General features: G+C 60.3%; 10 protein-coding genes. 5 read left to right on the top strand and 5 right to left on the bottom strand.

From position 1 onward, the window contains the following. The first annotated feature begins 70 nt into the window (after window positions 1-70). Window positions 71-1432 carry an APC family permease gene (locus C5L12_RS18425; RefSeq protein WP_105373505.1) on the top strand — a complete coding sequence of 454 codons (1362 nt, stop codon included), beginning with the start codon at window positions 71-73 and terminating at the stop codon, window positions 1430-1432. Here C5L12_RS18425 and C5L12_RS18430 read toward each other — a convergent pair whose 3' ends face one another. After that, a complete protein-coding gene (locus C5L12_RS18430) occupies window positions 1433-2116 on the bottom strand; it encodes an HAD-IA family hydrolase (RefSeq protein WP_105373506.1) in 684 nt (227 codons plus the stop codon). 243 nt (window positions 2117-2359) lie between these two features. On the opposite strand from C5L12_RS18430, the gene C5L12_RS18435 reads away from it, so the two are divergent. Next, a complete protein-coding gene (locus C5L12_RS18435; RefSeq protein WP_280952535.1) occupies window positions 2360-4090 on the top strand; it encodes a catalase in 1731 nt (576 codons plus the stop codon). Window positions 4091-4294: 204 nt separating this feature from the next. Then, window positions 4295-5065, top strand: a complete 771-nt coding sequence (locus tag C5L12_RS18440) for an SDR family NAD(P)-dependent oxidoreductase (protein ID WP_105373507.1) — start codon at window positions 4295-4297, stop codon at window positions 5063-5065. 77 nt (window positions 5066-5142) lie between these two features. On the opposite strand, the gene C5L12_RS18445 is transcribed toward C5L12_RS18440, so the two are convergent. The 3 genes from C5L12_RS18445 to C5L12_RS18455 form a co-directional block, all read right to left on the bottom strand. Continuing rightward, entirely contained in the window at window positions 5143-8325 is a 3183-nt protein-coding gene (locus tag C5L12_RS18445) for an efflux RND transporter permease subunit (protein WP_105373508.1), read from the bottom strand. Window positions 8326-8448: 123 nt separating this feature from the next. Beyond that, window positions 8449-9633, bottom strand: a complete 1185-nt coding sequence (locus C5L12_RS18450; protein WP_105373509.1) for an efflux RND transporter periplasmic adaptor subunit — start codon at window positions 9631-9633, stop codon at window positions 8449-8451. 55 nt (window positions 9634-9688) lie between these two features. Next, on the bottom strand, window positions 9689-10486 hold the full coding sequence (locus tag C5L12_RS18455) for an alpha/beta hydrolase fold domain-containing protein (RefSeq protein ID WP_105373510.1): 798 nt from the start codon (window positions 10484-10486) through the stop codon (window positions 9689-9691). A 155-nt stretch (window positions 10487-10641) separates the two neighbouring features. Here C5L12_RS18455 and C5L12_RS18460 point away from each other — a divergent pair, with 155 nt between their 5' ends. Next, window positions 10642-11577: a LysR family transcriptional regulator gene (locus tag C5L12_RS18460; protein WP_105373511.1), complete on the top strand. Its 936-nt coding sequence runs from the start codon at window positions 10642-10644 to the stop codon at window positions 11575-11577. A gap of 118 nt (window positions 11578-11695) precedes the next feature. After that, complete coding sequence (locus tag C5L12_RS18465; RefSeq protein ID WP_105373512.1) at window positions 11696-12883, top strand: MFS transporter; 1188 nt, start codon at window positions 11696-11698, stop codon at window positions 12881-12883. Here C5L12_RS18465 and C5L12_RS18470 read toward each other — a convergent pair. Next, complete coding sequence (locus tag C5L12_RS18470) at window positions 12880-13662, bottom strand: BA14K family protein (RefSeq protein WP_105373540.1); 783 nt, start codon at window positions 13660-13662, stop codon at window positions 12880-12882. The genes C5L12_RS18465 and C5L12_RS18470 overlap by 4 nt on opposite strands. Window positions 13663-13759: the final 97 nt, after the last annotated feature.

Genomic DNA, 13759 nt, shown 5'->3' on the forward strand with positions numbered 1-13759 from the left:
CGCATTGGTGGAACAACGAGACTTTACCCGCATTAAGCGAGACGGACGATAGTTGCTGAGGGAGGGCGAAATGGATCAGCCGGTTACCGAGCCGCACGAGGAAGACACGGAACTGAAACGTGTCATCGGCCCTGGACTTCTCCTGTTGTTCATCGTCGGGGACATCCTGGGGACCGGAATTTATGCGCTTACGGGGCAAGTGGCGGCTAAGGTGGGAGGCGTCGTCTGGCTGCCCTTCCTCGTGGCTTTCGTCGTGGCGCTGTTGACGGCCTGCAGTTACCTGGAACTGGTCACCAAATATCCTCGCGCCGCAGGCGCGGCGCTTTATGCCAACAGGGCCTTTGGTATTCATTTCGTCACCTTCCTGGTCGCCTTCGCCGTCATGTCCTCTGGCATCACATCGGCTGCGACCGCCTCGCGCGCATTTGCCTCGAATTTTGCCAGCTCTCTTGGCCTGGATCTTGGAGCCGTCGGCGTTCCGCTGATTGCCGTCGGCTTCATCGTCCTGGTCAGTCTGATCAATTTCCGGGGTGTCGGCGAAAGCCTGAAGATGAACGTGTTGCTGACCGTTGTCGAACTCACCGGCCTTCTGATCATCATCGGCGTCGGCTTCTGGGCGATTGCCGGCGGTCAGGGCGATGTCTCCCGCGCCTGGACGTTTGCGACTCCCGAAGGCAGCGGCATCTTCTGGCCGGTGATCGCGGCAACCACGCTCGCCTTCTTTGCCATGGTGGGCTTCGAGGATTCCGTCAACATGGCGGAGGAGTGCAAGGAACCCAGCCGTATGTTTCCGAAGGTTCTTCTGACTGGTCTCGCTATTACCGGTTTCATCTACATTCTCGTCGCGATCTCGGCGATCACGCTGGTGCCTGCCACCGAGCTTGGCGAAGGAGAGACCCCACTCCTCAAGGTGGTTCAGGCCGGCGCTCCCGGTTTTCCGATCAGCGTTTTCGCCGTCATCACGATGTTTGCGGTCGCTAATTCCGCCCTGATCAACATGATGATGGCGAGCCGGTTGATTTACGGCATGAGCCGCGAAGGCGTGTTGCCGGCCTCGCTGGGCAGGGTACACACAGTTCGTCGCACCCCGCACGCCGCGATCCTCTTTACCTCGCTGCTGGCGATTGCTCTCATACTGTTTGCAGGAGGTGTTCCGGCTCTCGGAGGCACGACGGCCCTGCTGTTGCTTTGCGTCTTCGCGGTGGTCAATGTGTCCGTGCTGGTGCTGCGTAAGGACAAGGTCGGGCACAATCATTTCCGCACGCCCGCCATTCTTCCGGTGCTGGGGGCAATCTCCTGCACCTTCCTTGCCGGCCCCTGGACCGGCCGCGATCCGGTCCAATATGTGATTGCCGCCTTTCTGTTGGGCCTCGGCATAATCCTCTGGTTTGCTACTGTGCAGATCATGCGCACCAGCCGGCAACCGGCGTGATTACGGTCTCGCCACGATTGAAAGCCGCCCGTGGTCGCCGACATGCGGTGTGACATCCAGATAGCCGGGCAGCCGCGGGTGGCTCGTATCCATCGGGTGGTTATGGGTGGCCGTAATGACCAGGACATCGGCGCCGGCCGCCTCCCCCGCCTGGACACCCGCAAGCACGTCTTCGAATACCAGAACATCCGAGGGTCTGACGCCGAGCCGTTCGGATCCGAGGATATAGCCCTGCGGGTTCGGTTTGCCGACCGTCACGTCTTCGGCGGTCACCATGTAGCGTGGTTGGGCAATTCCGGCAGCTTCGAGCCTGCGCTTGGCAAGCTCGATCGGAGAAGACGTCACGATTGCCCATCGTTCCGGAGGTATGGCGGATAGGAATTCGACCGCACCAGGGATCGGCACGACCCCCTCCACATCCTCGATCTCCCCTTGAAGGATCACATTCGCTTCGTACCTCGGATCGACGCCGGGAAGATTAAGTGCCGTGATGGTGTCGATGCCGCGCTTGCCGTGCATGGTGGGCAGGAATTTTTCCACATCCAGTCCCATAGCAGCCGCCCACCGTCCCCAGACGCGTTCGGCAGCAGCAATCGAGTTCAGGATCGTGCCGTCCATGTCGAACAGGAAAGCAGCATATCGTTTTTCCGGGAGAATGATTTTTGCTTCAGGCAAGGAGGACAAGGAAATTTCCTTTGCGCGGACAGGATAAGGAATCGAGCGACAGTCGTCTCCCCCTTTCGACTAGCCTGTGCTCGCGAGGGAGGCAAACGACGGATAGACTGATTTGCGCAGACAGTCAGTGCAAACGCGGTAAATTCTCCGTGCCGCCAGGAACAACGTCCATTCCCCGGAGTTACCGCTTCGTGGTCGCGCCTCTTGCTTCCGCACGCGATGCGGCGCGCCTTTCTCCAAGGAGGGATGAAGATGGACGACAAGACCAATCCGCGCGCTCCGGGCGGCATGCCCCCGGGCCCCGATGATCGCACTTTGACGAACCGCCAGGGCCACCCCATCACGAACAACCAGTCGCAGCGCACCGTCGGCAGCCGCGGCCCCGCAACACTCGAGAACTACCAGTTCCTGGAAAAGATTACGCATTTCGATCGGGAGCGTATCCCCGAGCGCGTGGTGCATGCCCGCGGCTTCGTCTGTTATGGCGAATTCGAGGCATCCGGGAAGATCGGTGATGAACCGGCCTCAAAGTACACCCGCGCAAAACTATTCCAGACTGCTGGCAAGAAGACACCGCTGGCAATCCGTTTCTCCACGGTGATCGGTGGTCGCGACTCTTCCGAAGCCGCCCGTGACCCCCGCGGCTTTGCCGTGAAGTTCTACACGGAGGACGGGAACTGGGATCTCGTCGGCAACAATCTTGCGGTCTTCTTCATCCGCGACGCGATCAAGTTCCCGGATGTGATCCATTCGCTGAAGCCCGACCCCATCACCTTCCGGCAGGAGCCGAACCGCATCTTCGATTTCATGAGCCAGACACCGGAATCGATGCACATGCTCACGCATCTGTTCAGCCCGCGCGGAATTCCGGCGAGCTATCGGCATATGGAAGGATTTGGGGTCAACACCTACAAGATGGTCAACACACAGGGCGATACCGTACTGGTGAAGTACCACTTCCATCCACGCTGCGGCCTCGCCAGCTTGACGGCGGCCGAGGCGGCAAAGGTACAAGGACAGGATCTCGGTTCCGCCTCCAAGGACCTCTATGAATCCATCGAGAGGGGCAACTATCCGCAATGGGATATGTACGTCCAGATCATGGACGATCACGATCATCCCGAACTCGACTGGGATCCGCTGGACGACACCAAGATCTGGCCGGAGAAGGATTTCCCGCTTCGGCACATCGGTGTCATGACGCTGAATCGCAACGTCGAAGACCACTTCAACGAAAACGAACAGATCGCCATGGGCACAGGCGTGCTGGTCGACGGCCTCGATTTCTCCGACGACAAGATGCTGGTCGGCAGGACTTTTTCCTACTCCGACACGCAGCGCTACCGCGTCGGTACAAACTATCTGCAACTGCCAGTCAATCAGCCGAAGAATTCAAAGGTCTCCACCAATCTCAACGGCGGACAAATGTCCTATCGTCGCGACCTTGCCCCGGGACAGAATCCGCATATCAACTTCGAACCGTCGATCCATAACGGGCTGCACGAGGCTACGCAGGAAGCGCCCAACAATCCGCCGGAGATCCATGGCCGGCTGACGCGCAGCGTCATCGAACGCCGCAACGACTATATCCACGCCCGCGGCCGCTATTGCACGATGATGGATTGGGAGCGCGACGATCTCGTCTTCAACATGGGCGACCTGCTCGGCCAGTGCGAACGCGACGTGCAGGAACGGATGGTCTGGCATTTCTTCATGGTTCATGACGATTATGGCAGGCGCGTCGGCGAAAAGCTCGGCATCTCCGCCAATGATGTCAAACATCTCGGCCCGCTGCCAAAGCAGATTTTGACCGAAGCCGAAAACAAGCGCCTGCAGAACCTCGGCAACAACGGCGACAAGATCGATCCCGCAGTCTGGGGCCAGTGGACCAGTTCCGTCAAGAACCACTGCGCTTCCGCGGAGGAAGTGCTGACAGGTAAGCTGCCAGCCCACGGCATGACGCAAAGTCAGGCTGCGGAATAACGGTCCTTTCTCCGGCCTTCCAGGAGGGCCGTCATTACAAACGCATAGGGACGCGCTTGGCTGCATGCGACGCCCGGCGCTATTCCCATGGCGATACTCATGCCGCCTGGAATCGCGCCAGCCGTTGGCGACGCTTTGGCGACCGTCTTGCCGCTTTCGGCCGATCTGCGATAAAGCTCGCGAAAAAGCGAAGCGGAGGAGCACGTGACTGCAGTTTCTATCCGGCATGCGGATCTCGCCGATCGCGGCGTACTGATTACCGGCGGCGGATCAGGCATTGGGGCCGCTCTCGTCGAGGGTTTTGCGGCCCAGGGCAGCAAAGTCGCTTTCCTCGACATCGCCGAGCAAGAGAGTCGAAGATTGGCCGACCGCGTGTCGGAAAAGTCCGCTCACCCGGTTATTTATCTGAAAGCCGACCTGCGTAACGTCGCCGAGACTCGCGCCGCCGTGGATGAAGCCGCCGCTAGGCTGGGTTCGCTGTCCGTGCTCGTCAACAATGCCGGTTGGGACGACCGGCATGACTTCGATGCGGTAACGGAAGAATACTGGGACCACAGCCAGGATATCAATCTGAAGCAGATGTTCTTCGTCTCGCAGGCGGCTGTGCCCCATATGCGAAAGACCGACGGCGGCGCGATCGTCAATTTCTCCTCGATTGCCTATCTGCTCAATATGGGAGAGCTGCCGGCCTACACGACCGCCAAGGCCGGCATCATCGGGCTGACGAAGAGCCTCGCCGGAAGACTTGGACCGGAGAACATCCGCGTGAACGCCATTCTGCCGGGCATGATCGTCACCGAACGGCAGAAAAAACTTTGGCTGACCGAGGAAGGCATCGGCGCGATGATCGAACGCCAGTGCCTGAAGCGGGTGCTGGTGGCCGAAGACCTCGTCGGGCCATGCCTGTTTCTTGCTTCAAACGCCTCCGCCGCCATGACGGCTCAGACGATCGTCATCGACGGCGGCGCTTTGTAGAGCAATTCCAGCAGAAGTATCCAATGAATTGCCGCGCGGGCTCCCGGTGGAAGAGCCCGCGCGGCCTGGAGGTCAGCTTACTCCGCTGGAGAGAGAGCGGGCGCCGCCTCCGTGCCGTGCTGCCGCAGAGGACGGCTGCCGGTAAGCAAACGTGCCAGTATGTAGAAGACCGGCGTCATGAAGATGCCGAAGAAGGTCACGCCGATCATGCCGGAGAAGACCGCGATACCCATGGCGGCGCGCATTTCCGAACCCGCCCCCGTCGAGACGACCAGCGGCACGACGCCCATGATAAACGCCATGGATGTCATCAGGATCGGCCGCAGGCGCAGCCGGCTCGCCTCCACCGCCGCCTGGAATGGCGTGCGGCCCTGGAATTCCAACTCCCGGGCGAATTCAACGATCAGGATCGCATTCTTCGCCGAAAGCCCCACCAGCACCACCAGCCCGATCTGGGTGAAGATGTTGTTGTCTCCACCGGTGAACCAGACGCCAGTCAATGCGGCAAGCACACCCATGGGCACGATCATGATGATCGCAAGCGGCAAGGTCAGGCTCTCATACTGCGCGGCGAGCACGAGATAGACGAGCAGCAGTGCCAGCGGGAAAACGACGACGCTCGAATTGCCTGCCAGGATCTGCTGATAGGTGAGATCGGTCCATTCGAAATCGATCCCCGAAGGCAGCGTCTCGTTGAGGATCTTTTCGATCGCCGCCTGCGCCTGCCCCGAGGAAAATCCCGGTGCCGGACCGCCGTTGATGTCGGCGGAAAGGAAGCCGTTGTAGCGCGTGGCGCGTTCCGGCCCCGTCTGCGCATCCACCTTCAGCAGCGCCGAGAGGGGGATCATCTGGCCCGACTGCGAACGGACCTTCAACTGGCCGATGTCCTCAGGCTTGGCGCGGAATTGCGCATCCGCCTGAACCCGGACGCTGTAGGTACGGCCAAAGGCGTTGAAGTCGTTGACATAGAGCGAACCGAGATAGATCTGCAGCGTTTCGAAGACATCGGTCACCGAGACGCCGAGCTGCTCGGCCTTGGCCCGGTCCAGATCCGCGTAGAGCTGCGGCACGTTGATCTGGAAGCTCGAGAAGATGCCGGCCAGTTCCGGCGTCTGGTAGGCCTTTGCAAGCACTGCCTTCGCCGCTTCGTCGAGCGCCTGATTGCCGAGGCCGGCTCGATCCTCGATCTGCAGCTTGAACCCACCCGTCTGGCCGAGACCGTTGACCGGCGGCGGCGGGAACATGGCGATGAACGCATCCTGGATACCGGCATATTTCTGGTTCAACGCCATGGCGATGGCGCCGCCCGAAAGCTCAGGCGACTTGCGCTTTTCGAAGTCGTCGAGGATCGCAAAGACGATGCCCGCATTTGAGCCGATCGTGAAGCCGTTGATCGACAGCCCCGGGAAAGCGATAGCGTGTTCGACGCCCGGCTGCTCCATGGCGATGTCGCTCATTCGCTTGATGACGTCTTCCGTACGGTCGAGCGTCGCCCCGTCCGGAAGCTGGGCAAAGCCGATCAGGTATTGCTTGTCCTGAGCCGGCACGAACCCGCCAGGGACGGCATTGAACATGCTGTAAGTCAGGGCGACCAGAGCGAGATAGATGACCATCACGAGGCTCTTGCGCGAAAGCAGCCCGCCGACAGTGCGCCCGTAGCCGTTCGAGGCGGCTCCGAAGGCACGGTTGAAGCCACGGAAGAACCAGCCGAAGATGGCATCCATGAACCGCGTCAACCAGTCCTTCTTGGCGTGGTGGTCCTTGAGCAGTAGGGCTGCCAGCGCCGGCGACAGAGTGAGCGAGTTGATCGCCGAGATGACGGTCGAGATTGCGATCGTCAGCGCGAACTGCCGGTAGAACTGGCCGGACAGGCCCGAGATGAAGGCGAGTGGTACGAAAACGGCGACCAGAACCAGCGCGATCGCAATAATCGGGCCGGATACTTCCTTCATGGCGCGATAAGTCGCGTCCCGCGGACTGAGCCCACTCTCGATATTGCGCTCGACGTTTTCCACGACGACGATCGCATCGTCGACCACGATGCCGATCGCGAGCACCAGCCCGAACAGCGTCAGCGCGTTGATCGAGAAGCCGAAGGCATACATCACCGCGAACGTGCCGATGATCGAGACGGGAACGGCAATCAATGGGATGATGGACGCCCTCCAGGTCTGAAGGAAGAGGATGACCACGAGAACGACAAGCGCGATTGCTTCGAGCAGCGTCTCGATGACCTTCTCGATCGACGCACGCACGAACTTGGTCGTGTCATAGACGATTTCGTATTTGACGCCGGAGGGCATAGCCAGCTGGAGTTCGTCCATCGTCGCCCGCACATTGTCGGCGATCTGGATTGCGTTCGAACCGGGCGCCTGCAGGACAGCAACGGCTACGGCGGGCTGTCCATCAAGCAGAGAGCGCAATGTGTAGTCAGCAGCCCCGAGCTCAATACGCGCAACGTCGCGAAGCCGCGTGATCTGGCCTCTCTCGCCGCTCTTGACGATGATGTTGCCGAATTCCTCCGGCGTCTGGAGACGGCCCTGGGCGTTGACGTTGAGCTGCAAATTGACGCCTTGCGGGCTCGGTGACGCACCGATAATGCCTGCTGCGGCCTGGACGTTCTGCGAACGGATCGCGTTGCTGATGTCGCTTGCGGCGAGCGAATGTTCAGCCGCCTTCTGCGGATCGATCCAGACGCGCATGGAATAGTCGCCCGCCCCGAAGACCTGTACCTGCCCGACCCCCTCGATCCGTGCGAGCCGGTCCTTGATGTTCAGCGTCGCATAGTTGCGGAGATAGGTGATGTCGTAGTTGCCTCCAGTGGAGACCAGGTTTACGACCATGATGAAGTCGGGTGAGCTCTTTACCGTGGTTATGCCGAGCGCGCGGACTTCGGCAGGCAGGCGAGGTTCGGCTTGCGAAACCCGGTTCTGTACGAGCTGCTGCGCCTTGTCCGGGTCCGTGCCGAGCTTGAAGGTGACGGTAACATTGAGAACGCCGTCGGAGGTCGCCTGGCTCGACATGTAGAGCATGTCTTCGACGCCGTTGATCGACTCTTCAAGAGGCGTGGCAACCGTCTCGGCGATAACCGTCGGGTTCGCGCCGGGATAGGTGGCGCGCACGACCACTGACGGCGGTACCACCTCGGGATATTCTGAAATCGGAAGAGCGCGCATGCCGATAAGGCCGGCGACCACGATAAGGATCGACAGGACGGCTGCGAAAACCGGTCTATCGATAAAAAACCGGGAAATATTCATGTCAAAGCCCTCTCTCCGGGGATGAACAAGAAACGGAAAGCGCCCGTCCCGCAGCCGGAGGGCTGCAGGCGACAAAGGCGTCGGTGATATTTTGAGGCCGACCGGCCGTTGCCGGTCGGCAGATTACTTCGTGGCGACCTTCGCCTCGTCCTGCGGCTCTACGACGGCACCCGGACGGATCCGCTGAAGGCCGTTGACGACGATCCGATCGCCGGGATTGAGGCCCTTTTCGACGATCCGCATTCCTTCAACCGTTGAACCCAGCTCCACCTGCCGGTATCCGACGGTATTGTTTGCATCGACCACAAAGACGAACTTCTTGTCCTGGTCGGTGCCGACTGCCTTTTCGGTGACCAGGAGATGATCTTCCGCTTTCGGCTGCCCCATGCGAACCCGCACGAACTGGCCGGGAAGCAGGCGACCGCCCGGATTATCGAAGACGGCGCGCACGCCGATCGTCCCGCTCGAAGCATTCACCTCGTTGTCGATAAGCTGCAGCTTGCCGCGGATAGTTACGTCATCGTCTGCAAGCGTGCTCACTTCGACCGGCACCTGCTCGATAGCGGGAGTGCCATTCGCTGAGGGGAGCTGCGACAGTATTCGCCCCACCAGTTCCTCGCTGGCGTCGAAGCTCGCATAGATCGGGTCGCTGGACACCAAGGTCGTCAGCGGTGCAGCCTCAGAACCTGCCGCCACGAGATTTCCAATGGTAATTTCCAGCTTGCCAACCCGGCCAGCGATCGGCGCACGGATCTCGGTATAGTCGAGATTGAGCTGCGCCACCCTCAGAGCCGCCTTGGCGGACTGCAGATTGGCCAACGCCTCGCTCTGTGCGCTCTGCCGCTGGGCAAGATCACTCTGGGAGATGGTGTTCTTGGCCGCGAGGTTTTTGCCGCGCTCCAGTTCGGTGGCGGCAAGCTGGACCTTCGCTTCGGCTGAAGCAACCTGTCCTTCGGCTTGAGCGACGGCTGCCCTGTAGGGCTCCGGATCGATCGTCACCAGAAGGTCTCCCGCCTTGACAAGTCCGCCTTCGCGGAAATGGACCGACTGGATAATGCCGCCGACGCGCGGACGGATCTGCACCCGGTCGACAGCTTCCAGCCGGCCGGAAAATTCCTGCCACGTCGTAACACTACGTGGTTCGACCGTGGCGACGGTGACCGGAACGGCGGGCGCCTGCGCGGATGCCGACGCAGGCGCTGCATTCGCACCCTGCGGCAGGTCGAGATAGACCGAAGCTCCTGCGATCAAGGCGGCAGTGCCCAGTCCGGTGCCCCACAGGGCCCAGTTCTTGATCTTCGATGTCATTATACTCTCCTTGCGGCCCAGTAATACGGCCGCCATTGCCTTCAAATATTACAACTTACGCACTTAATTCTCGGACGAATTCCGCAAACTCGGAGCACAAGGGCTCCATCCATTTGCCGTCGCCGTCCCGGTAAATGCCCGTCCAGCCATAGCCGGCCGGGAAAATCTTGCGTCGCACCTGAACTCCGGAAGCAGCAAGCCGATCGGCATAGCCGATTGCCTCATCCCGCAATGGATCATCATCCGATGTCACGATCAGAGCCGGAGCGACATCCAAAAGGCGCGAACAGAGGCAGGGTACCGCATAGGGGTGCTGGAACCCGCATGCCGAGCGGAGATAATGACTCCAGCCGGCCGCCCAACGCTCCCCCATGCCGATTTCATCCGCCTTGCGGAAGGACTTCGTCGCCATCATAGGATCGATCATCGGCGAAAGAAGAACCTGACCGTTTAGCTGACCCGGCATCTGGTCGCGGGCCTTCAGAGCCACACCTGCGGCGACATTGCCCCCCGCTTCATCACCGGCAACCAACAGCAGCGATTTTGCGCCGCCGAACTGCTTGCGGCGGCTGCTCAGGCAATCAAGCGCCCTGAAGGCATATTCCATCGCCTGAGGAAAAACGTTGTGCGAGACGCTGCTGTAGTCAGCCTCCAGCACCACCGCACCTGTTTCCGCCAGAGCCTTTCCGATCGGATGCTCAGGCTCGGCGCGCCTCTCATCCAGAAAGGCTCCTCCGCGAAGATAAAGCACCAGCGGCGGCGTCTTGCCCTTTGCCGTGCCTTCATACAGACGCATGGGCACAGGCGGCTTTGCCGACCTGTCGAACGCTATGTTTTCCCATTGCACCGTCATTGAAAAATCTCGCTCGGCACCCTTAGTGACAGGGGTGCTTGTCGCCAATCTCAAAGCTGATATTATTATTCGACCAAAATCATACTAGATCACGACATTCGACAACACTGTTCCAAATTTCAGGACAATGCTGCGACGCAGCGGAGACAGATCACATGGACCAGCTTTCAGCAATGCGCGTCTTCGTGCGCGTGGTGGAAACGGGCAACTTCACGCGCGCTGCCGCGACCCTCAACATGCCCAAGACCACGGTCACCAATCTCGTTCAGAGCCTTGAGGGGCATCTTCGCACGATGCTACTCAACCGAACGACCCGCAGGGTGATGGTGACCACCGATGGCGCACTCTATTACGAGCGGGCAGTGCAAATCCTGTCCGAGCTGGACGAACTCGATGGTAGCATGTCCAATTCCCAGACGCAGCCCTCTGGCCGAGTGCGAGTGGAAATGGCTGGCGCCTTTGCAGACCTGCTCGTTATCCCGTCGCTCTGCGACTTCTATCAGCGATATCCGCAGATCAAGTTGGATATTGGCGTGGGCGATCGGCTTGTAGACTACATTGCAGAAAACGTCGACTGCGCGCTGCGTGCCGGTACGCCGACCGACCAGTCGTTGATCGCCCGTAAAGTCGGGGAGATCAGCATGCAGGCCTATGCAGCGCCTCTTTACATCCGCAATAGAGGGGAGCCTCAACATCCCAGGGATCTTGGAGCCGATCATTTTTCGGTGGGTTATCTGAACGCCAACGCGGGCCGCGTGATGACGCTGGAGTTTACGCGAGGCGAAGAGATCGCTGAAATCACCCCCAACTACATTGTGTCCGTCAACGACGCCCGTTCCTACGTGAACGCCGCGATCTCCGGCATGGGCATCGTTCAGGCGCCGCGCTTCATGGTCCGTGAGGCCGTGGAGAAAGGTGATCTGGTCCAGGTGCTCCCGGACTGGAATTGCGAACCCCTGCCCCTCTACATCGTTTATCCGCAGACGCGCCACCTTAGCAACAAGGTGCGGGTTGTCGTCGACTGGCTCGCCAAGCTCGTGCAAAACCTGAAGGTTGAGGAAAACCGCGAGCAGATCCGCAAGGCCAGCTAGAGATATCTCCGGTGACGGCTATGAGGCCGTACCTTCGGGATTTTTGATGCTTCGACTCATCTGAGGATGATAAAGCGCTGCCAGAAGGGTCTTTGTTGGCGATCGGAACACACAGAGCATGACACGCTGGGGACATGTCGCAATCGCCGTTATGGGTGGCATCGCAGCCGCCCTTCACGTCGGCAAAGTCCCGCCCGCGATTCCCATGCTCCGCGCAGAACTCGGCATCGATCTCGTCGCCGCAGGCTGGCTTATGGGCCTGGTGAGCGTGCTCGGGGCAGCTTGCGGTATATTCATTGGCCGCTTTACGGACTACCTCACCCACCGCCGGGCTATGGCCCTCGGCCTCGGCCTGCTCATTGCGGGAAGTCTTATGGGAGCCGGCTCGAATTCCGAAATGCTGCTCCTTGCGAGCCGTACCATCGAGAGTGTGGGCCTGATTATGGCCTCGGTCGCGGCACCCGGCCTGATCGCTGCTTCCATCGATGCCCGCGATACCGGTCTTGCCTTTGCTCTTTGGGGTATCTGGGTTCCGGCAGGCGTGTCGGCAATGATGATGATCTCGCCGTTCCTCCTGCCGGGTTTCGGCTGGCGTGGGTCATGGATCTTTGCCGCCGCCGTCAGCCTAATCCCGATGGTCGCGCTGATGCTTATAAAAGTCCCGAAGCCTGCTCATGCCGATCGATCCTTTACATCGCTTGCGACGGCGGTGCGCCTGACCGCCATACAGCCGATGTCATGGGTCATTGCCGGAATCTTCCTTGCCTACAGCTCCAGCTTTATGGCGGTCTTCGGGTTCCTGCCGACACTGCTCATCGAAGAAATGGGGATCAGCCTTACCGCCGCCTCGATCATGACCGCGCTTGCTGTGTTGGCAAATGCCGTGGGAAATGTATTGGGCGGCCTCCTTGCCCGTTGGGGCGCACCCCGCTGGACGCTCATTGCCGGCCCCTGCATAATGCTGACGCTCACCGCCTTTGTCGTCTTCGGCTACGGCTTTCCACTCTGGCTTCGGTATGGAGCCTCCGTCGCCTACGCCATCTCCGGTGGCCTCTTGCCCGCAACGATCATGGGTTCCTTGCCTGTCTATGCGCCTCGCCGGGATCTGGTCGGGACGTTCAGCGGCTTCGTGATGCAAGGCTCCAATATCGGCCAGTGCTTCGGTCCGATGCTGCTGGCATCGATCGTCGCGGCCTCCGGCTGGTCCGGTGCGCCCTACTATATCCTCGCCACCACGCTGCTGGGGTTCGCCCTCGCCCTTTGTCTCCGGCAGATGGAACAACGAATCGCTGCGCAGGCGGCTTAGCCGTATGGCGACTGACAGGGGCGGCGTGGACCTCCGTCGAATGGCTGGTAACTGTTATCGTCCGGGCGATAAGAGCGGTAGCGGCCGAAGCACCATTCCTCGTGAACCCCTACCGGAGTAGCATTATCTGCCGCCTCAGGCTCCGCATAATCGGCCCGCATGCCGTAAGCCGGCTGATCATCATAGGGAATTTCCTCTGGCCGAGGAGGCTTCCCATCATCGTCGGACTGATTAGCGGGCCTGGCCGCGGCATCCTCCGCGATGGGCCCGGCAGCGTGCGTCATCGTAGCGCCCGGCGCCTTGCACTGGCGTCGCGAACTTCCCCCATAGGGTTGATAACTGTTGTCCTCGACGCGGTAAGAGCGATAGCGGGCATAACACCACTGAGCGTGAGCGGCGTTGATCGATGGGGACGAAGGGGTGGCTCCCCCCACCTCCCGGGCCGCGGGCATTGTCTTGCTCATCTCATCAGACGGTTTTGGGCCGATCGAGGCAGTGACGGTATTGTCGACCTCATTGCTTGCGCCGCCAACTCCGGAAGCCGGTGCAGCCGTCGGTGTTACAGGCGTGGGCGCCGCGGCAACCGGCGGCAATCGCTCTAAATTCTGCCCGGACGTGTCCACCGGCTTTGGCCTCGTGGTCCAGAGGTCAGGTGTGTTTATATGAGCGAATTTATGCGGCTCCGGCTCGGCGATTACGTTGGCGGTAATGATCACGCCACTCAAGAAGACCAGCACGAGCAGCACAAGGCTCGCCAAAAAGAGAAGGATGGGCTTCATGACCGCGCTCCCATAAGAGGTTTACGCTCCAAATGCCGGCCCAGGCCTCTCGGTTCCGCTTAAAAAAGCGAAATGGACCAAGGTCTGATTCACGGAT

It is taken from the genome of Neorhizobium huautlense (assembly GCF_002968575.1).
In the GTDB taxonomy this organism is placed as follows: Bacteria; Pseudomonadota; Alphaproteobacteria; order Rhizobiales; family Rhizobiaceae; genus Neorhizobium; species Neorhizobium huautlense.

What these genes read in the sequence shown, in the direction of transcription:
- C5L12_RS18455 (WP_105373510.1), bottom strand. Translation starts at nt 10,486, where the DNA reads ATGACGGTGCAATGGGAAAACATAGCGTTCGACAGGTCGGCAAAGCCG.
- C5L12_RS18425 (WP_105373505.1), top strand. Translation starts at nt 71, where the DNA reads ATGGATCAGCCGGTTACCGAGCCGCACGAGGAAGACACGGAACTGAAA.
- C5L12_RS18450 (WP_105373509.1), bottom strand. Translation starts at nt 9,633, where the DNA reads ATGACATCGAAGATCAAGAACTGGGCCCTGTGGGGCACCGGACTGGGC.
- C5L12_RS18435 (WP_280952535.1), top strand. Translation starts at nt 2,360, where the DNA reads ATGGACGACAAGACCAATCCGCGCGCTCCGGGCGGCATGCCCCCGGGC.
- C5L12_RS18465 (WP_105373512.1), top strand. Translation starts at nt 11,696, where the DNA reads ATGACACGCTGGGGACATGTCGCAATCGCCGTTATGGGTGGCATCGCA.
- C5L12_RS18445 (WP_105373508.1), bottom strand. Translation starts at nt 8,325, where the DNA reads ATGAATATTTCCCGGTTTTTTATCGATAGACCGGTTTTCGCAGCCGTC.
- C5L12_RS18460 (WP_105373511.1), top strand. Translation starts at nt 10,642, where the DNA reads ATGGACCAGCTTTCAGCAATGCGCGTCTTCGTGCGCGTGGTGGAAACG.
- C5L12_RS18470 (WP_105373540.1), bottom strand. Translation starts at nt 13,662, where the DNA reads ATGAAGCCCATCCTTCTCTTTTTGGCGAGCCTTGTGCTGCTCGTGCTG.